At 73.3% G+C, this 21,756-nt stretch carries 20 protein-coding genes and 1 tRNA gene; 10 read left to right on the top strand and 11 right to left on the bottom strand.

Translation table 11 applies throughout. The features are described from left to right. Window positions 1-6: 6 nt before the first annotated feature. On the bottom strand, window positions 7-762 hold the full coding sequence (locus tag ABZ193_RS13155) for a pyrimidine reductase family protein (protein ID WP_020419988.1): 756 nt from the start codon (window positions 760-762) through the stop codon (window positions 7-9). Between the two features lie 55 nt (window positions 763-817). Between ABZ193_RS13155 and zapE the strand changes: the two genes are divergently transcribed. After that, window positions 818-1,846, top strand: a complete 1,029-nt coding sequence (gene zapE, locus ABZ193_RS13150; protein ID WP_020419987.1) for a cell division protein ZapE — start codon at window positions 818-820, stop codon at window positions 1,844-1,846. Here zapE and ABZ193_RS13145 read toward each other — a convergent pair. From ABZ193_RS13145 to ABZ193_RS13115, 7 genes are all read right to left on the bottom strand, one after another. Next, complete coding sequence (locus ABZ193_RS13145) at window positions 1,749-2,384, bottom strand: phosphatase PAP2 family protein (protein WP_354710008.1); 636 nt, start codon at window positions 2,382-2,384, stop codon at window positions 1,749-1,751. The two genes, zapE and ABZ193_RS13145, sit on opposite strands and share 98 nt — an antisense overlap. A gap of 3 nt (window positions 2,385-2,387) precedes the next feature. Next, a complete protein-coding gene (locus ABZ193_RS13140; protein ID WP_237336876.1) occupies window positions 2,388-3,761 on the bottom strand; it encodes a DUF2252 domain-containing protein in 1,374 nt (457 codons plus the stop codon). 588 nt (window positions 3,762-4,349) lie between these two features. Further along, on the bottom strand, window positions 4,350-5,555 hold the full coding sequence (gene rocD / locus ABZ193_RS13135; protein WP_354710007.1) for an ornithine--oxo-acid transaminase: 1,206 nt from the start codon (window positions 5,553-5,555) through the stop codon (window positions 4,350-4,352). 106 nt (window positions 5,556-5,661) lie between these two features. Next, window positions 5,662-5,934 carry a YciI family protein gene (locus ABZ193_RS13130; RefSeq protein WP_020419982.1) on the bottom strand — a complete coding sequence of 91 codons (273 nt, stop codon included), beginning with the start codon at window positions 5,932-5,934 and terminating at the stop codon, window positions 5,662-5,664. Beyond that, a complete protein-coding gene (locus ABZ193_RS13125; protein ID WP_237336878.1) occupies window positions 5,931-6,413 on the bottom strand; it encodes an SRPBCC domain-containing protein in 483 nt (160 codons plus the stop codon). Before ABZ193_RS13125 ends, ABZ193_RS13130 begins: the two co-directional genes overlap by 4 nt. Then, complete coding sequence (locus ABZ193_RS13120; protein WP_020419980.1) at window positions 6,410-6,760, bottom strand: metalloregulator ArsR/SmtB family transcription factor; 351 nt, start codon at window positions 6,758-6,760, stop codon at window positions 6,410-6,412. Before ABZ193_RS13120 ends, ABZ193_RS13125 begins: the two co-directional genes overlap by 4 nt. An 8-nt stretch (window positions 6,761-6,768) precedes the next feature. Next, on the bottom strand, window positions 6,769-7,116 hold the full coding sequence (locus ABZ193_RS13115; RefSeq protein ID WP_354710006.1) for a VOC family protein: 348 nt from the start codon (window positions 7,114-7,116) through the stop codon (window positions 6,769-6,771). Between the two features lie 102 nt (window positions 7,117-7,218). On the opposite strand from ABZ193_RS13115, the gene ABZ193_RS13110 reads away from it, so the two are divergent. From ABZ193_RS13110 to ABZ193_RS13085, 6 genes are all read left to right on the top strand, one after another. Continuing rightward, window positions 7,219-9,303, top strand: coding sequence for a prolyl oligopeptidase family serine peptidase (locus tag ABZ193_RS13110; RefSeq protein ID WP_354710004.1), 2,085 nt, complete (start codon window positions 7,219-7,221; stop codon window positions 9,301-9,303). After that, window positions 9,300-10,250, top strand: a complete 951-nt coding sequence (locus ABZ193_RS13105; protein WP_020419977.1) for an LLM class F420-dependent oxidoreductase — start codon at window positions 9,300-9,302, stop codon at window positions 10,248-10,250. Before ABZ193_RS13110 ends, ABZ193_RS13105 begins: the two co-directional genes overlap by 4 nt. Before the next feature lie 147 nt (window positions 10,251-10,397). After that, complete coding sequence (locus ABZ193_RS13100; protein ID WP_354710002.1) at window positions 10,398-11,816, top strand: pyridoxal-dependent decarboxylase; 1,419 nt, start codon at window positions 10,398-10,400, stop codon at window positions 11,814-11,816. Then, the gene (locus ABZ193_RS13095) at window positions 11,813-13,093 is read left to right on the top strand and encodes a SidA/IucD/PvdA family monooxygenase (protein ID WP_354710001.1); all 1,281 of its coding nucleotides are present in this window, start codon (window positions 11,813-11,815) and stop codon (window positions 13,091-13,093) included. Before ABZ193_RS13100 ends, ABZ193_RS13095 begins: the two co-directional genes overlap by 4 nt. Continuing rightward, entirely contained in the window at window positions 13,090-14,850 is a 1,761-nt protein-coding gene (locus ABZ193_RS13090; RefSeq protein ID WP_354709999.1) for an IucA/IucC family protein, read from the top strand. The genes ABZ193_RS13095 and ABZ193_RS13090 overlap by 4 nt, the downstream gene beginning before the upstream one ends. Window positions 14,851-14,909: 59 nt before the next feature. Beyond that, window positions 14,910-16,172, top strand: coding sequence for a glutamine synthetase (locus ABZ193_RS13085; protein ID WP_354710022.1), 1,263 nt, complete (start codon window positions 14,910-14,912; stop codon window positions 16,170-16,172). Here ABZ193_RS13085 and ABZ193_RS13080 read toward each other — a convergent pair. Next, window positions 16,132-17,367, bottom strand: coding sequence for a glycosyltransferase family 87 protein (locus tag ABZ193_RS13080; RefSeq protein WP_354709997.1), 1,236 nt, complete (start codon window positions 17,365-17,367; stop codon window positions 16,132-16,134). The genes ABZ193_RS13085 and ABZ193_RS13080 overlap by 41 nt on opposite strands. 71 nt (window positions 17,368-17,438) lie before the next feature. Then, window positions 17,439-18,392 (bottom strand): zinc-binding dehydrogenase, encoded by a 954-nt coding sequence (locus ABZ193_RS13075; RefSeq protein ID WP_354709996.1) that lies wholly within the window; start codon window positions 18,390-18,392, stop codon window positions 17,439-17,441. A gap of 72 nt (window positions 18,393-18,464) precedes the next feature. On the opposite strand from ABZ193_RS13075, the gene ABZ193_RS13070 reads away from it, so the two are divergent. Then, window positions 18,465-18,854, top strand: a complete 390-nt coding sequence (locus ABZ193_RS13070) for a hypothetical protein (RefSeq protein WP_354709994.1) — start codon at window positions 18,465-18,467, stop codon at window positions 18,852-18,854. 213 nt (window positions 18,855-19,067) lie between these two features. Here ABZ193_RS13070 and ABZ193_RS13065 read toward each other — a convergent pair whose 3' ends face one another. After that, on the bottom strand, window positions 19,068-20,024 hold the full coding sequence (locus ABZ193_RS13065; RefSeq protein ID WP_354710021.1) for a helix-turn-helix domain-containing protein: 957 nt from the start codon (window positions 20,022-20,024) through the stop codon (window positions 19,068-19,070). A 99-nt stretch (window positions 20,025-20,123) separates the two neighbouring features. Here ABZ193_RS13065 and ABZ193_RS13060 point away from each other — a divergent pair, with 99 nt between their 5' ends. Further along, window positions 20,124-20,816 (top strand): DJ-1/PfpI family protein, encoded by a 693-nt coding sequence (locus tag ABZ193_RS13060; RefSeq protein WP_354709992.1) that lies wholly within the window; start codon window positions 20,124-20,126, stop codon window positions 20,814-20,816. 357 nt (window positions 20,817-21,173) lie between these two features. Beyond that, window positions 21,174-21,247 (top strand) — tRNA-Pro (locus ABZ193_RS13055). Window positions 21,248-21,756 lie beyond the last annotated feature (509 nt).

Here is a 21,756-nt window from a genome sequence, read left to right as displayed (position 1 = left end):
CCCACTTTATGCGCGACGGCGGTACCGCAGCATCGTGAAACCGTCTTCGACCAGGATCGATGCCAGATCCATGTCCCGGGCCTCGCTCGCCATCCGGCCGATCGCGATGCGGTCCGCGCCGCCGCCGGCCAGCAGCGGCGCGACGGTCAGGCACAGCTGGTCGACCAGGTCCTCGGCGACGAGCTCGCCGAACAGGTGCGGCCCGCCCTCGCAGTTGACCCGGAGCAGCCCGCGGTCGGCGAGCTGGTCGAGCGCGCTGCGCAGGTCGATGGTCTCCACGCCCGCGATCAGGAGGTCCGCGCCCGCGTCGGCGAGCGCCTTCCGCCGGTCCGCGGGGGCGTGCTCGGTGGTGATGACGATCGGCGGCACCTTCGTGTCGGTGAACAGCGGCGCGGCCGGGTCGAGCCGGGCGCTGCCGGTGACCACGGCGATGGGCGGCACCTCGGCGAGCCCGAGCCGGGCCCGGCGCTCGCGACGTTCTGGAGTGGTACGCGCGCCGCGGTAGTTCTCCGCGCGGACGGTTCCGGCGCCGGCCAGCACGACGTCGGCGAGCAGGCGGCCGTGGAAGAAGATCCGCTTGTCCGCGGGCCCGGACAGGCCCTCGGACCGGCCTTCCAGCGTCGAGGCGCCGTCGGCGGAGGAGGTGAAGTTGGCCTGCACGAACGGCCGGTCCAGGTCCGCCGGGTAGCCGTAGATCCGGTCCAGGTCGTCGTCGGTCACGTCGTCGAGGGGTTCGGGCCACAGGCTGCGCACGATCTCCATCACATCACGCGGCCACCGCCAGGGCTGCGCGGCCGGGTCCCGATACCCTCGCAAGATGCCCGCGCACCTCACCGACCGGCAGCCCGAGCTGGGAGCGGACGAGCTGATCGCCGCCCTGGTGCCGCCGCCGCGCTTCGACGCCGTGCGGTTCGCCACCTACGTGCCGAACCCCGACGAGCCGAGCCAGGCGCAGGCGGTGGAGTCGTGCTCGGCGTTCGCGGCGCGCATCGAGAAGGCGGCGCCGAAGAAGTCCAAGCTGCGGTCGCTGTTCGGCGGCGGCTCGGCGCCCGCGCCCGGGAAGCAGGGCCTCTACCTGGACGGCGGGTTCGGTGTCGGCAAGACCCACCTGCTCGCCTCGACCTGGCACGACGCGCCGTCGCCGAAGGCCTACGGCACGTTCGTCGAGCTGACCCACCTGGTCGGCGCGCTCGGCTTCGGCGAGGCGGTGCGGCGGCTGTCCGAGCACCGGCTGCTCGCCATCGACGAGTTCGAGCTGGACGACCCCGGCGACACGATGCTGGTCACCCGCCTGCTGCGGGAGCTGACCGACGCCGGCGTGTACGTCGCGGCGACGTCGAACACGCTGCCGGACAAGCTCGGCGAGGGCCGGTTCGCGGCCGAGGACTTCCTGCGCGAGATCCAGTCGCTGTCGTCGCGGTTCTCGGTGGTGCGGGTGGACGGGCCGGACTACCGGCACCGCGGCCTGCCGGACGCCCCGCCGCCGGTGGACGAGGAGACCCTGCTCGCGTCGGCGGAGAGCCGCGAGGGCGCCACGCTCGACGACTTCGACGCGTTGTGCGAGCACCTGGCGAAGCTGCACCCGTCCCGCTACGGACGTCTCGTCGACGGCGTCTCCGTCGTGCACATCCGGGGTGTGCGGCCGGCGCCGGACCAGAACGTGGCGCTGCGGCTGGTCGCGTTCGCCGACCGGCTCTACGACCGGGCCATCCCGGTGGTCGTCTCCGGCGGATCGCTCGGCGAGCTGTTCACCGAGGAGATGCTGCAGGGGGGCTACCGGAAGAAGTACCTGCGGGCGGTGAGCCGGCTGACCGCGCTGGCGCGAGACGCCGCGTCGGTGAGCTGAGCGCCAGCACCACGGCGACGGCGAAGCACGCGCCGCCCGCCACGTCGGTGGGGTAGTGGTAGCCCAGCCCGACCAGCCCGATGCCCGCGATCACGAGGACCACCGCGCTCACGCCGACCGTGACGGCCCGGGCGATCCCGGGCCGGGCGAGCAGCACCAGCACGGTGAGCGTGGCGACCATGCTGACCGTGTGCCCGCTCGGGTAGGCGAGGTAGTCGTACTTCATCCGGTCGAACAGCGGCTTGAGCACCCACGTGTTGAGCGCGACCGGCACCGCGACGCCCAGCACCGCCAGCGCCACGCCGTCCCAGCGGCGGCCGAGCGCGGAGGCGAGCACCACGATCGCGAGCAGCGGCAGCAGCACGACCGGTTCGGTGGGCAGCACGAACAGGTCCAGCAGCGCGGGCTGCCCGCCGAAGGCGCCGTCGATCCACGCCGTGACCGTCGCGTCGAGGCCGGTGGCGGTGGTGTCCCCGGCGAACGGGACGCCGATCGCCAGTGCGGCCGCCGCGCACACGGCGACGACGGCCCACCTCACGCGTCAGTCCGTAATCGCCGGGAAGCGGCCGTTCTTGACCGCCGTGACCAGCTCGGCGTGGTCGGACTCGGTCTGGTCGGCGTAGCGCACCGCGTAGCGGCCGATGGCCTCGTCGAGCTGGTCGTCACCGTCGAAGTATCCCGCCAGCAGCCGCGGGTGGACCGAGCGGATGTGCGCGCGGGCGAGCAGCGCGCCGGCCAGGCGGCCGTAGTCGTCGAGGTCCTTGCCGCCCAGCTCGGTGGGCTCGATCGCGCCCTTCATGTTGCGGAACTGGCGCACGATGAACGGCCTGCCCTCGATGGTGGTCCAGCCGAGGAGGATGTCCGTCTCGGCCTGCACCAGGCGGGCGCCGTGCACGATGCGCTGGCCCTCGTGCTCGGCGCGGTGCTCCGGCAGGTACGGCGTGAGCGCGGACGGGCGGGCCTCCTTGACCTGCAGCACCAGGTCCTCGTCGGTGTTGCCGTGCAGCAGCACGACGTAGCTGCGCAACCCGACGCTGCCGGTGCCGACGACGCGGAAGGCGACGTCGGCGATGCGGTAGCGGGCGATCAGGTTGCGCCGCGACTCGCGCAGGGTGTGCACATAGGACACCAGCCCGTCGGCGACGGCGTCCGCGGTCGGCTCGTCGACGTGCCGCAGCACCGGCGGGTCCTCGACGAAGCGGTGGTGGCTCAGGCCGGTGGTGTGGTCGTCGATGCGCTCGGTCCACTTGGCCGCGACGCGGGCGCTGGTGTTGCGGCGCGCTTTCTCGGCGGCTTCGCTGAACTCGTCGGCGAGGTCGTGGGCCTTCACCTTGGACAGCGCGTCCGCGTCGGCGAGCGCGTTCCACGAGCGCAGGAACGACGCCTCGCCGAGCTGGCGCACCACGCGCCGGTAGGACTTCACCGCGTCCTCGGCCGCGTCCCGGCAGTCCTCTTCGGACACCCCGCCCTCGCGCCCGGCGAGCACCAGGCTCGCGGCGAGGCGCTTGAGGTCCCACTCCCACGGCCCGCGGATGGTCTCGTCGAAGTCGTTGATGTCCATGACGATCTGGCCGTCCGGCGTGCCGTACAGGCCGAAGTTCGCGGCGTGCGCGTCACCGCAGATCTGGGCGGACAGTCCACTGTGCGGGGTGCCGGCCAGGTCCGCGGCCATCAGCCCGGCCGCGCCGCGGAAGAACGCGAACGGGGAGGCGATCATGCGCCCGATCCGCAGCGGGACGAGGTCGCCGAGGCGGCCGGCGTTGCTGTGCTCGACGAACTCGGCGACCGACGGCCGGTGCTCCCCGGCGGCCGCGTGGTCGTGCGCCGTCGGCGGCGTGCGTTCCCCCAGCTCCCGGCCCCGCGCGTGCAGCTCCTCGGGATCGCTCAGCTCACCCGGCACCAGTGCCCGTTCCATCCCCTGCTCCCTCCGTTGACTGCACAACGTACGGGAGGGGTGGACGGTTTCAGCCGCGCCGCGCGAGTGCCGCGGTGCCGCGCGGCGAGGCGCCCTCGCCCGGCCGCGAGTTGCGCGCTCGCGCGGCGAGGGGCACCTTCGCGCCCGGCGAGGCTCCGCTTCGCTCGGGAGTTGCGCGCTCGCGGTGGCGGGGGCCACGTTTTGTGCCCGGGGCGGCGGGTTGCGTGCTCGCGCCCGGCGAGGCCCCGGCTCCCGCCCGGGAGTTGCACGTTCGCGGTGGCGGGTTCCGCGCCCGCGGTGGCGGGCCCCAACTCGCGCCCTGCGTGGCCCCGCTGCGCTCGCGAGTTGTGCGCTCGCGGTGATGAGGGCCACGTCAGCGCCCAGGCGGCGGGTTCCGCTCCCGCCCGGCGAGGCCCGGCTCCCGCCCGGCGAGAGCCAGAGTTCGCCCCCGGGGGCGAGTCTGCGCTCCCGCCCGGCCGAGGCCCCACTTCCGCCCGGCGAGGCCCCCCGCTCGGCGAGGCCCCGCTCCGGCCCGCGAGTTCGCGCCCGTGAGTGCCACCTGCGCTGCGGCGGGTCCCACGGCAGCGGTCAGCCGGCCAGAACCTCCTCCAGGATGTCCAGCCCCCGGTCCAGATCGGCCTCCGAGATCACCAGCGGTGGCGCCAGCCGCAGCGTCGCGCCGTGTGTTTCCTTCGCCAGCAGCCCCTTCGCTGCCAGGGCCTCGCACGCCTCGCGGCCGGACAGCCCGCCCGGCGTGATGTCGATGCCCGCCCACAGGCCGCGGCCGCGGACCTCGGCCAGTCCGTGCCCGACCAGTTCCCCGAGCCGCGCGTGCATGCGCGCGCCCAGCTCCACCGACCGCTGCTGGAACTCGCCCGTGGACAGCAGCTTGATCACCGCCCGGCCGACCGCGCACGCCAGCGGGTTGCCGCCGAAGGTCGAGCCGTGCTCGCCCGGCTTGAGGACCCCCAGCACGTCCCGGCGGCCGACCACCGCGGACAGCGGCAGGATCCCGCCGCCCAGCGCCTTGCCCAGCGTGTAGAGGTCGGCGCGCACCCCGCTCGGCTCCAGCGCGAGCAGCGTGCCGGTGCGGGCCAGCCCGGACTGGATCTCGTCGGCGATCAGCAGCGTCCCGGTCTCGTCGCACAGCCGGCGCGCCTCCGCCAGGTACCCCTCCGGCGGCACCAGCACCCCGGCCTCGCCCTGGATCGGCTCCAGCAGAACCGCCGCGGTGCGCTCGGTGATCGCGTCGCGCAGTGCCGCCGCGTCGCCGTACTTCACCACCGTGAACCCCGGGGTGTAGGGGCCGAACCCGGCGCGCGCGGTCTCGTCGGTGGAGAACGAGATGATCGTCGTCGTGCGGCCGTGGAAGTTCGACCCGGCGACCACGATCTCGGCCCGCCCGTCCGGCACGCCCTTGACCTCGTAGGCCCACTTGCGGGCGATCTTGAGCGTGGACTCGACCGCCTCCGCGCCGGAGTTCATCGGCAGCACCATCTCGGTGCCGGTCAGCTCGGCCAGCTCGCGGCAGAACGCGCCCAGCTGGTCGTGGTGGAACGCGCGCGAGGTCAGCGTGACCCGCCCGAGCTGCTCCTGCGCCGCCGCGATCAGGGCGGGGTGCCGGTGCCCGAAGTTCAGCGCCGAGTAGGCGGACAGGAAGTCGAGGTACCGGCGGCCCTCGACGTCGGTGACCCAGGCGCCGTCGGCTTCGGCGATCACCACGGGCAGCGGGTGGTAGTTGTGCGTGCTCCAGCGCTCGTCGAGCGCGATGAACTCGGCCGCGGAGGTCGTCATGCCTTCAGGCTAAGGGCACTTCACGCCCGGAATCATCCGCCGATCGTTGCTTCGACGGGCTGATCGTTGCGCACTTGGGCGTGTTTCCGGAGGTTCGTTGCACCGCTCAGGGCGCCAGTACCTCGTTCCACTCCCGGACGTACCAGTTCTTCACCACGCCGTTGCGCACGAACGGGTCGCCCGCCACGAACTCCTCCGCGGCCTCGCGGGTGCGGAACACGCTCAGCGACCCGTTCACCTGCGGGTTCTCCAGGGTGCCGACGAGCAGCAGGTCGCCGCGGGCGTGGAACTCGCGGATCCGCGCCGAGTGGGCGTCCATGTGCGGGGCGCCGCGCTCCAGGACGTTGTCCGCCGGTTCGTAGAACACCAGGTACTTCATGCCGCACGCTCCGCCGCCTCGGTGAGCCGGCCCAGGATCCGCGCCCAGCCCTCGGTGAACGCGCCGCCGGCGTAACCGCCGTCGAGTGCGCAGGACGCCCGCACCTGCTCGTCGCTGAGCGCCTCCCAGCCGCGGTGCTCCACCGCGACCCGGGTGAGCGCGGGGCCAAGCGCCCGGAAGGTCAGCTCGACCTCGGTGGGCGCCGGGGTGACCAGCCAGGTCATGGTGAACCGCTCCGGCGGGTCCCACGCGAGCACCTCGCCCCAGTCGTGCTCGGTGCCGTCGTCCCACGTCTCGTAGACGCGGCCGCCCGTGCGGCGCTCGAAAGTCACGTCCCGCACCCGGTCCCCGCCGCGGGAGAACGGCTCGACCGGCCACCAGACGCCGATCGTGCGGACGAACGTGTCGAAGGTGTGCGCGGCGTCGCTGCGCACGAGGGTCGCCTGCCGCACCGGCGGCCGGCTCAGGATGTCGGTCATGCCGAACCTCTCGCCGTGTCGTCTTCGCCGATCCCCCGCTCAGCTTCGACCAGCCGCCGGGCCGTGTCGAGGGATGAGGCCCACATGTCGTCGAGGAACTGCCGCAGCCCGGCGAGGCCGTCCGGGCGGGCGCGGTAGAGCCGGCGGGTACCGTCGCGCCGCTCGTCGAGCAGTCCCGCGTTCTTCAGGACGGTGAGGTGCTGGCTGACCGCCGTGCGGCTCACGTCGAAGGACTCCGCGATCTCGCCGGCGGCCAGCTCGTCGTGGGCGACCAGCCGGAGGATCGCGCGCCGCCTGGGCTCCGCGAGCGCCCGCAGCGCCTCGTCCGTCCGCTCGTCGTCCGTCATGCCCGCTCCTACGCCCAGAGTCCGACCTGGTTGCCGTCCGGGTCGGCGAAGATGGCGAACCGCCCGAAGTCGCCGGGGAGGTCGGTGGGCGGCACCAGCCGCTTCCCGCCCAACCGCTCCGCCCGGTCCAGGTACGCGTCGAGGTCGTCGACCCGCATGTAGATCTTGACGCCGGTGTCGCCGGGGCCCGTCGAGGGCCCGATCCCGCCGCCGATGCCCCCGCCCGTCTCGACGAGCGCGTAGCCGCCCATCGCCGGGTCGGCGTCGACCTGCCAGTCGAACAGCTCCGCGTAGAACTTCCGCGCCCGTTCGGCGTTCGCGCTGATCACTTCGAAGAACGCGACCTGCTGTCCCATGATCGATCCTTTCTGTCAGTATTAACTGACGTTAGCGAATACTGACAGAGCGAGTCAACTGTCGCTCGCCAAGACCGGGCGTCGTTTGACAGAGTGCGAGGCGTGACCGACGAGCTCTCCTTCCTCCGCCAGCAGGCCCGCACCCAGCGCTTCACCCTCGGCACCCCGCGCGAGTTCCGCGTCGCGCCCGACGGGTCGCGCCTGCTGTTCCTGCGTTCGGAGTCCGGCACCGACCGGCGCAACAGCCTCTGGGAACTCGACCTCACGCGGGGCGGGGAGACCAAGGTCGTGGACGCCGCCGAGCTGCTGCCCGGGGAGGAGGAGCTGCCGCCGGAGGAGCGGGCCCGCCGCGAGCGCATGCGGGAGAGCGCGGGCGGCGTGGTCGGCTACGCCGTGGACGACGAGTTCCGCCTGGCCGCCTTTTCCCTGTCCGGCAAGCTCTACACCGTCGACCTGGGCAGCCGCGAGGTGACCGAACTGGTCGACACCTCCGTCGTCGACCCCCGCCCGAACCCCACCGGCACCCACATCGCCTACGTCCGGGATCGCAAGCTGCGCGTCATCGACCTCGCCACGCGCGAAGACGCTGTGCTGGCCGGCGAGGACGGCGAGGACATCGCGTGGGGCCTGGCCGAGTTCATCGCCGCCGAGGAACTGGGCCGCGCCCGCGGCTACTGGTGGTCGCCCGACGGGCAGACCCTGCTCGTCGAGCGCACCGACCGCGCGGACGTGCCCCGCTGGACCATCTCCGACCCGGCCCACCCCGAGGCCGGCGCGAACACCGTCGCGTACCCGGCGGCGGGCACCACGAACGTCGACGTCTCGCTGGCCTTCTTCGGTCTCGACGGCACCCGGGTGGACGTCGAGCGCGGCGACTGGGAGTACCTGGTCGCGGTGCACTGGTCGGCGGGCGGCCCGCCGCTGCTCGCCGTGCAGCCCCGCGACCAGCGCGAACTCGCGTTCTACGCGGTCGATCCCGCCGACGGCTCCACCAAGCTGCTGCACACCGAGACCGATCCGCACTGGGTCGAGATCGTGCCCGGCGTGCCCGCCTGGACCACCGACGGGCGGCTCGTGCACGTCAGCGCCGCGGACGGCAGCTACCGGCTGGTGGTCGACGGCGAACCGGTCACGGAGCCGGGACTGCAGGTCCGCTCGGTGCTGCACGTCGGCGCCGAGGTCCTGTTCAGCGCGAGCGAAAGCGACCCGACGCAGATCCACGTCTACCGCACCGGCCCGGACGGCGTGACCCGGCTGTCCGACGCCGACGGCGTGCACGTCGGCGCGGGCACCGCGGAGATCACCGTGCTGTCGTCGTGGAGCCTGCGCCGCAGCGGCCCCGAAGTGACCGTGCTGCGCAACGGCCGCCCGCTCGCCGAGGTCCGCTCCTACCCGGTCGACCCGGGCCTGGAACCCGACCCGGAATGGCTCACCGTCGGCGAGCGTGGCCTGCGTGCCGCGCTGCTGCTGCCCACCGGGTACCGGCCCGGGGACGGCAAGCTGCCCGTCCTGCTCGACCCCTACGGCGGCCCGCACGCGCAACGCGTCCTGCAGAGCCGCAACGCCTTCCTCACCTCGCAGTGGCTGGCCGACCAGGGCTTCGCGGTCCTCGTCGCGGACGGCCGCGGCACCCCGGGCCGGGGGCCGGCGTGGGAGAAGGAGATCGTGCGCGAGCTGGCCGAGGTGACGCTCACCGACCAGGTGGACGCCCTGCACGCGGTCGCCGCCGACCACCCGGAGCTCGACCTGTCCCGGGTCGCGATCCGCGGCTGGTCCTACGGCGGGTACCTGTCCGCGCTGGCCGTGCTGCGCCGCCCGGACGTCTTCCACGCGGCGGTCGCGGGCGCGCCGGTCACCGACTGGTCCCTCTACGACACCCACTACACCGAGCGCTACCTCGGCGTGCCGGACGAGGAACCGGAGTCCTACGAGCGCAACTCGCTGATCGCCAGTGCGCCGGAGCTGCGGCGCGCGTTGCTGATCGTGCACGGCCTCGCCGACGACAACGTGTTCGTCGCGCACGCGCTGCGCCTGTCCTCGGCGCTGCTGGCCGCGGGCCGCCCGCACGTGTTCCTGCCGCTGGTCGGCGCGACCCACATGACGCCGCAGGCCGAAGAGGTCGCGGAGAACCTGATGAAGGTCCAGGTGGACTGGATCAAACGAGAGCTGGAGGCTGCTGCGCGATGAAGCGCTGGGGAATCACGATTCCGCTGACCGGGGTGCCGCTGACCGCGCACCGTGAGCTGATCGAGCGGCTGCCCGCGCTCGGTTACACCGACGCGTGGTCGGCCGAAACCGCGGGGACGGACGCGTTCTCGCCGCTGCTGCTGGCTTCGCAGTGGGCGCCGGAGCTGCGGCTGGGCACCGCGATCGTGCCGGTCTACACCCGGGGGCCCGGTCTGCTGGCGATGTCCGCGGCGACTCTGGCGGAGGCCGCGCCCGGCCGGTTCGTGCTCGGCATCGGCGCGTCCTCGCCGGTGATCGTGCAGGGCTGGAACGCCGCCGAGTTCGCCAAACCGTTCGCCCGCACCAGGGACACGCTGCGGTTCCTGCGTGCCGCGCTGGCGGGGGAGAAGGTGACGGCGGAGTACGAAACGTTCTCGGTGAGCAAGTTCCGGCTCGAGCGCGCGCCGGAGCCGGCGCCGCCGATCATGCTCGCCGCGCTGCGGCCCGGCATGCTCAAGCTGGCCGCGAAGGAGGCCGACGGCGCGATCACGAACTGGCTCTCCCCTGCCGACGTCCGTCAGGTGCGCGCCGAGATCGGGCCGGACACCGAGCTGGCGGCGCGGATCTTCGTCTGCCCGACCACCGACCGCGAAGCCGCGCGCGGCCTGGGCCGGATGCTGATCAGCAGCTACCTCACCGTGCCGGTGTACGCGGCGTTCCACGACTGGCTCGGCCGCGGCGAGGCGCTCGCGCCGATGCACGAGGCGTGGCGCGCGGGCGACCGGAAGCGGGCGAACGAGCTGATTCCGGACGAGGTGGTCGACGACCTGGTCGTGCACGGCAGCCCCGAGGAGTGCCGGGAGAAGGTGCAGTCCTATGTGGACAACGGGCTGACCACGCCGGTGATCGCCCTGCTGCCCACCGGCGACGACCCGGTGCGGCAGGTGGAGGCGCTCGCGCCCCGGTGACCCGGCACACGCCGCCGTGACCCCTTTGGCGGCATGACTAACGCTCCCCGGGCGGGCACTTTGGGAGGAACGTGCCCGCCGGGGGTGTGCCTGCGGCGCACGGTGTCCGTATCGTGGCTTAGCGTAGGCATACCTAAGGAGCGGTGAGTGGGCGAATCGATACCGGAGAGCGCCGGGCTGGCCGGTGGCCGCGCGGGACACCGGCGGCTGGCCGAGCTGATCCCGCTGGTCCTCGACGCGATGGGCGCGGGAGCGGCGGAACGCGGCGGACCGGGCCCGGCGGGCGGGCCGGCTGCCGTCGCGGCCGGGGTGGCGGCCCTGACCGGCGCGGAACCGCTGGCCGGGGCCACCGGTGTCGGAGCCGCGCAAGCGCTTTCCGAGATGTCCCGGCTGCTGGCCGCGGGCTCGGTCGACCCCGCCGACCCGGCGTGCGCGGCGCACCTGCACTGTCCGCCGCTCGCCGTCGCGGTGGCCGCCGACGTCGTGGCGAGCGCGCTCAACCCGTCGATGGACTCGTGGGACCAGGCCCCGGTCGCGAGCGAGATCGAACGCGAGCTGGTCACCCTGATCGCGCGGCTCTGCTACCCGGACGCCCCCGCGCCGGACGCCGTCGTCACCACCGGCGGCACCGAGTCGAACCTGCTCGGGCTGCTGCTCGCGCGCGAGCCGGAGCCGGCCGTCCGCCCGGTGTGCGGGCGCAACGCGCACCACAGCGTCGCCCGCGCGGCGTGGCTGCTCGGCCTGCCCGCGCCGGTCCTGGTGGACTGCGACGGCGAACGCATGCGCCCGGCCGCGCTGGAGGAGACCCTGCGCGAACTCGGCTCGCCCGCGGTCGTGGTCGCCACCGCGGGCACCACCGACACCGGCGAGATCGACCCGCTGCGCGAGCTGGCGGCAGTGTGTCGTCGGCACGGCGCGCGCCTGCACGTCGACGCCTCCTACGGCGGACTCGCCCTGTGCAGCGCGAAGCTGAAGCCCCTGCTCGACGGCCTCGGCGAAGCGGACTCCGTCGCGCTGGACGCCCACAAGTTCGGCTGGCAGCCCATTTCCGCGGGCCTGCTCGCGGTGCGCAACGCCGCGGACCTGTCGGCGTTGTCGGTGCGCGCCGAGTACCTCAACGCGGACGACGACACCGAGGCCGGGCTGCCGGACTTGCTCGGCCGTTCGATCCGCACGTCCCGCCGCCCCGACGCATTCCGGATGGCCGTCACCCTGCGGGCGCTCGGCATCGACGGCATGGGCGCGCTCGTCGAGCACTGCTGCGCCACCGCGGCCGAAGTCGCGGCCATGATCGAGCGGCACCCGGGCCTGCGGCTGTGGGGTGCGCCGACGTTGTCCACGGTGCTGTTCAAACCGGTGGACGCCGACGACGAACTGGTCGCCCGGGTGCGCCGCACATTGCTGGAGGCAGGCGCCGCGATCGTCGGCAGGGCAACGATGTCCGACGGCGTGTGGCTCAAGCTGACCCTGCTGCACCCGCACGCGAGCGCCGAGGACTACCGGCCGCTGCTGGAGTCGGTGGTCGCGGCCGCCGCGGCGCAGCCCGCCGAGGTGGTCCTGCGGTGACTCCGGTCGATCTGGCCGGGGTCGGGATCGGCCCGTTCAACCTGTCGCTGGCCGCGCTCGCCGAGCCGGTCGAGGGCCTGACCGTCGCGGTGTACGACCGCTGCCCGGAGTTCCGCTGGCACCCCGGCCTGCTGCTCGACGGCGTGACCCTGCAGGTGCCGTTCCTGGCCGACCTGGTGTCGCTGGCCGATCCGACCAGCGCGCTGTCCTTCCTGAACTACCTGCGCGCCAAGGACCGGCTGTTCCCGTTCTACTTCGCCGAACGCTTCCACATCCCGCGCGCGGAGTACGACGACTACTGCCGCTGGGTGTCGCAGCGGCTGGACAGCTGCCGGTTCGGCACCGACATCACCGGGATCGAGTGGCGCGACGGGCTGTTCCGGCTGCGCTCGTCCGCCGGGGAGATCAGCGCGCGCAACGTCGTGCTCGGCATCGGCACCGAACCCCGCGTCCCGGAACCGTTGCGCGCGCTCGCCGGCGATCCGGACGTGCCGGTGATTCACTCCGCGGAGTACCTGTCCGAGCGGGAACGGCTGCTGGCGCTGCCCGCGGTGACGGTCGTCGGCTCGGGCCAGTCCGGCGCGGAGGTGTTCCTGGACCTCCTGCGGCACCGCAAGCAACCGGACGGGCTGCGGTGGGTGACGCGGACGGTGTCGTTCGCGCCGATGGAGTACTCCAAGCTCGGGCTGGAGCAGTTCACGCCCGACTACACGCGCTTCTTCCACCGGCTGCCGGAGGCCGAGCGCGACCGGCTGCTGCCCGCGCAGTGGCAGCTGTACAAGGGGATCGACGCCGACACCATCGCCGACATCCACGACGAGCTGTACCGCCGCTCGGTCGGCGGCGGCTGGCCGGGCGTCACGCTGACGCTGGGCGTCGAGGTGGTGTCCGCGCGGCGCGACGGCGAGCGGATCGCGCTGGGCCTGCGGCACCGGCAGGAAGGCAGCACCGCGACTTGGGTGACCGACGCGGTCGTCGCCGCCACCGGTTACCGGGAGCGGCCGCTGGACGGGGTGCTCGGGCCGCTGGCGGACGCGGTCGCGCGGGACGGCAGCGGCCGCCCGGTCGTCGAGCGCGACTACCGGCTGCGGCTCGCGCCGGAGATCGGCGGCGCGATCTTCGTGCAGAACGCGGAACGACACACGCACGGGGTCGGTGCGCCGGACCTCGGGCTGGCGGCGTGGCGCGCCGCCTCGATCGTCAACGCGGTCTGCGGCCGCACCGTCTACCGGTTGCCGTCTCGCACGGCGTTCACGCGGTTCGGGTTGGAGGAGTGAGCGTGGAAACTGCCCAGGCGTGGCGCGCGGCCGGCACGCTGGTCGTGCACAAGATGCTCGGCGAACTGTCCTACGAGGGCCTGTTCCGCCCCGAGCCCGCGGACGACGAGGAGCGCAGGCTGTGGCGGCTGAAGCTGCCCGAGGTGACCTACGAGTTCCGGGCCCGGCGCGGCGCGTTCGAGTCGTGGACGGTGGAGCCCGGGTCGGCGTTGCGGGACGGCGAACCGGCGACCGATCCGCGGGTGCTGGTGGTGGACGCCCGCAAGGAGCTGGGCCTGTCCGGGTTGCGGCTGGCGGACGTGCTGGCCGAGCTGACGGCCACGGTGACCAACGAGGCCGCCCGCCTGCGCCGCGCGCCCAGCGCCGCGGAACTGTCCACGATGGACTACAACCTCGCCGACGGGCACCTGACCGGGCATCCGCGGCTGGTGCTCAACAAGGGCCGGGTCGGGTTCTCCGCGGACGACCGCGCCCGGTACGCGCCGGAGGCCGGGGCCGACGTGCGGCTGCGGTGGTTCGCCGTGCACCGGGACCACGCGCGGTTCCGCTGCGTCGAAGAGCTCTCGGCCGACCGGTTGTTCGCCGGGGAGCTGGACGACGACCAGCGCGCCGAGTTCACCCGCATCGCCGATCCGGCGGAGTACGTGTGGGTGCCCGTGCACCCGTGGCAGGCGGACCAGGTCCTCGGCACGCTCTACGCCGGTGAACTCGCGACCGGGGTCGTGATCGAACTGGGCGAGTCGCGGGACGCTTACCGTCCACATCAGACGGTTCGGACGCTGGCGAACGTGTCCCGGCCGGACCGGCACGACGTCAAGACCGCGGTCTCGGTGCGCAACACGCTGGTCTACCGCGGGCTCGCGTCCGGCGCGACGCTCGCCGGGCCCGCGGTGACGAGCTGGCTCAAGCGGGTCGGCGCGGCGGATCCGCTGCTCACCGAAAAGTACCGGTTCGAGCTGCTCGGCGAGGTCGCGAGCGTGTCGGTCGAGCACCCGCTGTTCGGCGCCATCGACGAGCTGCCGTACCGGTTCCACGAAACCCTCGGCGCGCTGTGGCGCGAACCGCTGCTGTCGCGGCTGGCCGAGGGGGAGCAGGCGATCTCGTTCGCCGCACTGCCCTACCGCGACCCGGACGGCGCGTCGGTCGTCACGGGGCTGATCGAGCGCTCCGGCTGGGACGCGGAACGCTGGCTCGGCACCGTGTTCGACCTGCTGCTCACCCCGCTGCTGCAGTGGCTGCTGCGCTACGGCGTCGGATTCTGCCCGCACGGCCAGAACCTGATCCTGATCGTCGACGAGCACGGGCGGCCGCTGCGCGTGGCGATCAAGGACTTCGCGCAGGGCGTCGACCTGCTCGACGAGGACCTCGACTGCTACCGGCTGCTCGCGCCGGAGGCCGCCGACGAGATGCTGCGCTGGCCGGCGCACCTGCTCGCGCAGTCGCTGTTCAGCTCGGTGTTCTCCGGGCAGCTGCGGTTCTGGGCCGAGATCCTGCTCGACGACCTGGCCTTTCCGCGGGCGCGGTTCTGGGAGCTGGTGCGCGAGGTCGTCGGCCGCTACCGCGCGGAGAACCCGGACGTGGCCGAGCGGTTCGACCGGTGCCTGCTGTTCGCGCCGGACGTCGAGCGGGTCACGCTGAACCGGGAACACCTGGCCGGGCAGGGGTTCGACAAGGTCGACCGCGACGACGAGTTCGACGTGCGGTGGGGCCGCGTGCCGAACCCGCTGCACGCCCCGGACCCGGCGGGGGCGTGGTGAGAGCGCCGCGCCCGGTCGGGCCGCGCACGCTCGCCGAGCGGGAGGCGGCCGCGCGGGGCATGCGCGCGGCGCTGGACCGGGGCGACGTGCCGCGGGTGCTGCTGCTGGTGCCCGACCCGCACGCCCGGTTCGCCGCGGTCGAGCTGTCCGGGCGGTTCGTGACCGAGGAGGTGCTCACCGGCGGCTACGGGATCTGCACGTATGTCTTCGCCTGGGACGTCGAGCGGGAGGCGCTGCCGCTCGGCGCGGACAGCCCGCTGGCCCGCTACGTCGACGGCTACGGCGACCTGCGGATGCGGCCCGATCTGGCGACGATCACCGCGTTGCCGGACGGGGTGTGCGGCATCGTGTGCGACGTCGAGTGGCCGGACGGCGAACCGGCGCGGGCAGCTCCGCGCCGGGTCCTGACCGAGCAGCTGACGGCGCTGGAATCGCTCGGGTACGTGCCGTCCGCGGGGCTCGAGCACGAGGTCGTGTTCAGCGACGCCGACGGGCCGCTGAGCACGCACGGGGTGGACTACGCCGTCGGTGGGACCGAGCGGATGCGGCCGCTGCTGCGCGATCTCCGGGTGGCGCTGGAGCGGTCCGGGCTGGGCGTGGAGTCCGCGCGTGCCGAGTGCCATCCCGGGCAGTACGAAATCGTGTTGCGGCACCGGGATGCGCTCGCCGCGTGTGACGACGCCTTGTTGCAGCAGTTGATCGTGCGGTCGGTGGCCGCGGAGCACGGGGTGTCCGCGGCCTATCTGGCGGCGCCGGAGCCGGGGCAGGGGTGTTCGTGCCACGTGCACCTGTCGCTGTCTTCCGTCGCGGGTGAGCCGGCGTCGGGGGACGGGACCGCGTTGTCGCCGGTGATGGCGTCGTTCCTCGCCGGGGTGCTGCGGGACGCGGCGGCGCTCGCGCCGGTGTGGGCGCCCACCTGGAACAGCTACGTGCGGTTGCGGACGGCGCCGTTCTCGCCGCGGGAGCTGCGGTGGGGTGTCGACGACCGGACGGCGTCGGTGCGCATGGCCGGGCGGGACGCGTCGCTCCGGCTGGAGTTCCGGTTCGCCGGCGCCGACGCGCAACCGCACCTGGTGGTCGCGGCGCTGCTCGCGGCGGGCCGGGCGGGCATCGAGGAGGCGCTGCCGCTGCCGCCCCCGGGGGAGGTGCTGGGCGCGCTGCCGGAGGCGCCGTGGGAGGCGCTGTCCGGGCTGGACCGCGTGGCGAAGCTGCTGGGTGACGAGGTCGCGGCTCAGCAGGAGGCGTTGCTGCGGGCCGAACTGGCGGCCGGTTGTGGGGCGGTCACCGATTGGCAGCGCCGGCGGGGCGCCTTGCGGGCGTGACCGGCATCGACAGCTCGCGGTCCTTCTGGCGGGGGATCGCGAAGGCCAGCAGCAGGGCGACGCCGACCAGGACGTAGGTGGCGGCGGACAGCTGCTCGGGGAACGTCCAATCCCGGTGCACGACCGGGAAGTCGGTCTCCGGCAGGTTGTGGAACGGCGCCCAGACGAAGAACACCGCGGTCAGCGCGCCCCAGGCGAACCAGGCCACGGCGAGCCAGGAGCGGTCCAGCGCGCGGCGCACGGTGACACCGAGCACCACGACCAGTGCCGGGACCACCCACACGTAGTAGTGCGACCACGAGGTGGGGGAGACGAGCAGGGCCAGGCCGGCGTTGGCCATCAACGCGAGTGCGGGCTCGGCGCGGCGCATCGCGTTCGCGACCAGCGCCAGCAGGGCGAGCACCAGGACGATCCACACGGCCTTCTCGGCCGCGCCGGTCAGCCCGGTGCGCACGATGACCGCCTCGATGGCCTGGTTGGTGGCGAACGCGGTGCCGCTGACACCGCCGCCGCTCAGGCCGCCCTGGAACCAGTAGTGGATGGAGCCGCCGAAGTCCGCGACGAACCCGATCACGGTGGCGACGCCGAACGTGATGGCCGAGGTGATGGCCGACCGGTAGTCGCGGCGGATCAGGAAGAACAACACGAACGCGGCCGGGGTGAGCTTGAGGGCCGCCGCCAGCCCGATGCCGAAGCCGCGCGGCCAGAGGGTGCGCCCGGCCAGGCAGTCGATCGTGACCAGGGCCATCATGATGATGCTGACCTGCCCGAAGCCGAACGTCTGGCTCACCGGCTCGAGGAAGACGGTCAGCGGGAGGACGACCGACGCGACGGCGACGCCCCCGTCCCGCCCGAGCTGCGGCCGGACCGCGCGGGCGACCAGGTAGACGGTGACGAACATGCTGAGGCCGTTGAGGATGTACAGGGTCACCACGGAGGCGTCCCACGGCAGCATCGCCAGCGGCGACAGCAGCAGCGCGGCGAACGGCGGGTAGACGAACGGCAGTTCCGCGCCGTTGGCGACCTCCGGCAGCGTGCCGTACATGTCGCGGCCGTCCCACCAGGCCTGCACGCCGTAGCGGTAGACCTCGAGGTCGATCTGGGGGCGGGTGGGCAGGTAGTGCATCATGCCCTGCACCGCGAAGAAGAGCCAGACCGCACAGGGCACCGGGACCAGCCACAGGTATTTGCGCATCAGGCCCTACTGTAGAGATTCGGTAACGCCCGCTCGCGGCGTGGTGCCCGCTCCCGGCGGGTGAGAGATCGTCAGGGCAGCAGGATGATCTTGCCGAACTTGCCCGGCTGGGCGAGGCGGGCGTAGGCGTCGGCGAACTGGCCGAGCGGGAAGGCAGCGTCGACGGGCACCCGCAGGCGCCCCTCGGCCAGCAGGGGCAGCACCGACGTGCGCACGGTGGCGGCGAGGAGAGCCTTCTCGGCGGGTGAGCGCCCGCGGATGGTGGTGCCGATCAGCTGGGCGCGCGCGAGCATGAGGTCGAACATCCGCAGCGGCGCCGTGCTCCCGGCCTGGACCCCGACGACGAGAACCTTGCCGCGGCTGCGGAGCAGGCCGATCCGCCGCAGGCAGTCGTCGCCGCCGACCAGTTCGACGATCACGTCGTACGGCGCGTGGGCGGCCTCCTGGTCCGGGGTCACGACGCCGATCCGCCCGTCCGGAGCGAGCGCCCGCACGCGGTGGTGGAGTTCCGGACGGCGCACGCTGGCGACGGTGTGGGCGCCGGAGATCGCGGCGACCTGCACCATGGCCGTGCCCACCCCGCCCGCCGCGCCGGTGATCAGCACCCGGTCGCCTGCCCGGATCCGCGCCTGGGTGACCAGGGCGTCCCACGCGGTGCTGAACGCCTCGGGGAATCCGGCGGCCTCCTCCCACGGCAGGCCATCCGGCACGGGCAGCAGCAGATCGGCGGGGACCGCGATCCGCTCGGCGTGGCCACCACCGCCGACCAGCGCCATGACGCGGTCCCCTGGCGCGATGTCCGTGATCCCGGGCCCGACCTGCTCGACCTCGCCGGCGACCTCCAGGCCGGGCACGTCGGCCGGCCATCCCGGCGGTGCCGGGTAGTCACCCCGCGCCTGCTGCAGATCAGCGGCGTTGAGGCCGGCGGCGCGCACCCGGACCACCACGCTCCCCGGCGCCGCGACCGGTTCCGGACGCCGCTCCAAGCCGAAGCTTCCGTGGGAGTCGATCACTACGGCCCGCATGAGCCCAATCTAGGCCCGCCGGCATCGGTGTTGATCATCGTGTTGCTCACCCCGCCATTCGGGAGCTGCCGCGTGACCATCGTCGGCGCCGGGCTGGGCGGCTGGCCCTCGCGCGGGGCCTGCACGGCGTCGCCGTGTACGAGCGCGACCCGCACCCGTTCGCCCCCGGTCAGGGCTACCGGATCCACCTCGATCCGGAGGCCGACCACCTCCTGCGGGACTGCCTGCCCCCGCCTGTACCGGGAGACCAGCGGACTGCCCGGCGGCCCGCCGCTGCTGATGACCGAACAGCTCACCTTCCGCCAGGTGCTCACCGCCGGGCTCGGCCGGATCATCCACTACGGCATGCGCCGCAGCATGGCCTTGGGGTGGCAGGAATTCCGCGACGACCCGGACCGGGCGGACGGCCCTGCTGGCGGTCGCGCGCGAGCAGAGCCGGGACTGGCGCCCGGTGCTCGGTGAGATCATCGCGGGCGTCTGGGTGCCGTCGCTGGTCTTCCTGCCCCTGCGGACGTCCCTTCCGCACGCTGCTGGCCCGCGAGACCGGTGTCGCTGCTCGGCGACGTCGCGCACGCGATGTTCCCCGCGGGCAGTGGCACGCTGGCAGCGCTGCGGGACGCGAGCCTGCTGTTGGCGGCGTTGCGGGGTGCGAATGGCTCCGTGACGTAGCGGGGTTCAGGCGGCTCCGGCCCGCTGGTGCACCCGCCGGTACGCCGACGGCGGTGTCCCGCACAGCTCCACGAACGCCTGCCGCAGCGTCTCGGCCGAGCTGAACCCGCACCGCCGCGCGACGGCGGTCAGCGGCAGGTCCGTGGTGGCCAGCAACTGCGACGCGGCCTCGGTCCGGGCGCGTCTGACGAACCGGCCCGGCGGCGTTCCGAGGTGCTCCTGGAACAGCCTCGTCAGCTGCCGCTCGCTCAGCCCCGCCCGTTCCGCCAGCGTCCGGGGCGACAAATCGCCGTCCGGGTGCGCGGTGATGTGGGCCGCCAGGTCGGCCACCAGGCGGTGCTCGGGCGGCGGCGCGGCGAGGAACATGCTCACCTGCGCCTGGTTGCCCGGCCGCTGCAGGTACGTGACCAGCCCGCGCGCCACCTCGCGCGCCAGGCTGGGCCCGTGATCGGCCTCGACGAACGACAGCGTCAGGTCCAGGCCGCTCGTCACGCCCGCGGCGGTGTGCACGTTGCCGTCCTGGATGAACAGCGGCGCTGGGTCGATGGTGACGTCGGGGTACTGCCGGGCGAGCATGCCGGCCCACATCCAGTGCGTGGTCGCGCGCCGCCCGTTGAGCAGGCCCGCCGCGGCGAGCACCGAGGTCCCCGTGCAGACCGACGCGACCCGCCTGGCCGACGCGGCGACCCGGCGCACGTGGGTGGTCAGCTTGACGTCCGCGGCGGCTTTCGCGTGCCCCGTGCCGCCCGCGACGATCAGGGTGTCGACCGGGCCGCGGAGCCGGTCGAGCCGGGCCTGGGCGGCCAGCGTGAGGGTGTTCTGGCAGCGGATCGGGCGGCCGTCGAGGCTGGCCAGGGTGATGTCGTAGGCCGGGGTGGCGCCGTAGCGGTTGGCGGCGTCGAGGACGTCCGCCGGGCACGCGATGTCCAGCAGGGCGGCTTCCTCGTACCCGACGATGACCATCCGGCGCATGGCGCAAGGGTAGCCGTCCGTGCGACGACGATCCCAGGTTTTCGGACATCCGGGCTTATCGGGGTCGTCGGGCGGGCCACGCTGCGACGCATGAAGACGATCGCTTTCCTGCTGTACCCCGGGCTCACGCCCCTCGACCTGATCGGCCCGCTCCAGGTCCTGTCCTCGTTGCGGCAGGCCGACCCGTCGTTCGAGACCGCGGTGGTGGCCGAGACGCTGGAACCGGTCGCCACGGACGCGGTCGTGTCGCTGGGCGCGGACCGCACTTTTGATGACGTGCCGGCGCCGTACGCCCTGGTGGTGCCCGGTGGGCAGGCCGGCACGCTGCGGGCGCTGACGAACGAGCGGCTGCTGGAGTACGTCCGCTCGGCGAGTGCGCAGGCGACCGTGACGGCGTCGGTCTGCACGGGCGCGCTGATCCTGGGCGCGGCCGGCCTGTTGGAGGGCCGGGAGGCCACCACGCACTGGTCGTTCCTGGAGGCGCTGCGCGAGTTCGGCGCGACACCCGTGAAGCGCCGCTGGGTCGACGAGGGCGCGGTACTGACCGCGGCGGGCGTGTCCGCGGGGATCGACATGGCCCTGCACCTGGCGGCGCGCTTCAGCAACGAGGACGTCGCGAAGATCCTCCAGTTCGGAGTCGAGTACGACCCCGAGCCGCCCTTTGGGCCGCTCGACTGGTCGGCCGCGCCGAGGGAGCTGTTCACGGGCCTGGCGGCGACCTGGGTGCAGGAGGCGCTGGCCGAGGCGCCGGATCTCCAGAAGCGGCTGGCCGCACACGTCTGAGGCGCTGATTCTTGGGCGGGCGGGGCCGCGGGTCCTCCTGGGTTCGTCCCCGGCCGGGGCGGCCCTCGGGGTGTGGGACACGTCGTGGGGTGTGGCCGTGCACGAGTGGGGACGCGGGCTGGTCCATGGCCGGGGCGGCTCTCGGGGTGTGGGACCGTCCTGGGGTGCGGCCGGGACGTGGGTTCGTCCGCGGTTTGGGGCACGTGGGCGCCCCTCGGCTGAGGGGACGTGGGACCGTCCTGGGGGTGCGGTCCCGCGGATCCTCGCAGGCCAGCGACTTGAGGGCACCCCGCTACCGGGCTGTGTGCGGTCCGTAATAAGCTATCCCCCGTCGCCGCCCCTCGGGGAGACGACGGCCGGGCTGTGGCGCAGTTTGGTAGCGCACTTGACTGGGGGTCAAGGGGTCGCAGGTTCAAATCCTGTCAGCCCGACCGGCAGCGGTCCGTTTACGCAGGTAGACGGGCCGCTTTCGCTTTTTCTACACAAGAACCGCCCCGGGGCATGCCACATTCATGCCACACGGGGCGGTTCTCGTTGTTCGCCGTTGTCAGGCTGCCCGCTTGTCCAGTGCGGCGGTCCGCCGGAGGTCTAGAACGTCGGCAGTGCTCGGCGACCTTCACTCCGGTCTACGAGCTTCCGCCTGTTGGTTCGACCTGTCCGGCCGGTTGGTGAGCACGCGTGTTCAGAGTTTCCTTACTTGTTCAAGGCGGCCCCTCCGGGGCCGCTGGCCTCAGCGCCTTTGCCCGCAGCCCAAGCGGAGGCATGCGGCCTGGCGGCCGGTCCTCCGCGGGCTGCGGGGGCGTGAGGAGGCCAGCGGCTCTATCCCGAAGGGGCCGCCAGTGCAACGCTGAAAGATGCCCTCGCCGGGCAGGCAGGCTCCAGGATGACCAGGGGAGTGCAGGCCCGGTTGCGCTGGCAGGGTGGGCGCTTGGTGGTCATC

The sequence above is a fragment of the Amycolatopsis sp. NPDC006125 genome (assembly GCF_040614195.1).
In the GTDB taxonomy this organism is placed as follows: domain Bacteria; phylum Actinomycetota; class Actinomycetes; order Mycobacteriales; family Pseudonocardiaceae; genus Amycolatopsis_E; species Amycolatopsis_E tucumanensis.
The sequence above is the reverse complement of the archived record's forward strand: the minus strand, read 5'-3'. Positions and strand labels throughout refer to the sequence as shown.

What these genes read in the sequence shown, in the direction of transcription:
- ABZ193_RS13085 (WP_354710022.1), top strand. Translation starts at nt 14,910, where the DNA reads ATGCGCGCGGCGCTGGACCGGGGCGACGTGCCGCGGGTGCTGCTGCTG.
- ABZ193_RS13120 (WP_020419980.1), bottom strand. Translation starts at nt 6,760, where the DNA reads ATGACGGACGACGAGCGGACGGACGAGGCGCTGCGGGCGCTCGCGGAG.
- ABZ193_RS13155 (WP_020419988.1), bottom strand. Translation starts at nt 762, where the DNA reads ATGGAGATCGTGCGCAGCCTGTGGCCCGAACCCCTCGACGACGTGACC.
- ABZ193_RS13105 (WP_020419977.1), top strand. Translation starts at nt 9,300, where the DNA reads ATGAAGCGCTGGGGAATCACGATTCCGCTGACCGGGGTGCCGCTGACC.
- ABZ193_RS13080 (WP_354709997.1), bottom strand. Translation starts at nt 17,367, where the DNA reads ATGCGCAAATACCTGTGGCTGGTCCCGGTGCCCTGTGCGGTCTGGCTC.
- rocD (WP_354710007.1), bottom strand. Translation starts at nt 5,555, where the DNA reads ATGACGACCTCCGCGGCCGAGTTCATCGCGCTCGACGAGCGCTGGAGC.
- ABZ193_RS13065 (WP_354710021.1), bottom strand. Translation starts at nt 20,024, where the DNA reads ATGGTCATCGTCGGGTACGAGGAAGCCGCCCTGCTGGACATCGCGTGC.
- ABZ193_RS13075 (WP_354709996.1), bottom strand. Translation starts at nt 18,392, where the DNA reads ATGCGGGCCGTAGTGATCGACTCCCACGGAAGCTTCGGCTTGGAGCGG.
- ABZ193_RS13130 (WP_020419982.1), bottom strand. Translation starts at nt 5,934, where the DNA reads ATGAAGTACCTGGTGTTCTACGAACCGGCGGACAACGTCCTGGAGCGC.
- ABZ193_RS13140 (WP_237336876.1), bottom strand. Translation starts at nt 3,761, where the DNA reads ATGGAACGGGCACTGGTGCCGGGTGAGCTGAGCGATCCCGAGGAGCTG.
- ABZ193_RS13115 (WP_354710006.1), bottom strand. Translation starts at nt 7,116, where the DNA reads ATGGGACAGCAGGTCGCGTTCTTCGAAGTGATCAGCGCGAACGCCGAA.
- ABZ193_RS13060 (WP_354709992.1), top strand. Translation starts at nt 20,124, where the DNA reads ATGAAGACGATCGCTTTCCTGCTGTACCCCGGGCTCACGCCCCTCGAC.
- zapE (WP_020419987.1), top strand. Translation starts at nt 818, where the DNA reads ATGCCCGCGCACCTCACCGACCGGCAGCCCGAGCTGGGAGCGGACGAG.
- ABZ193_RS13125 (WP_237336878.1), bottom strand. Translation starts at nt 6,413, where the DNA reads ATGACCGACATCCTGAGCCGGCCGCCGGTGCGGCAGGCGACCCTCGTG.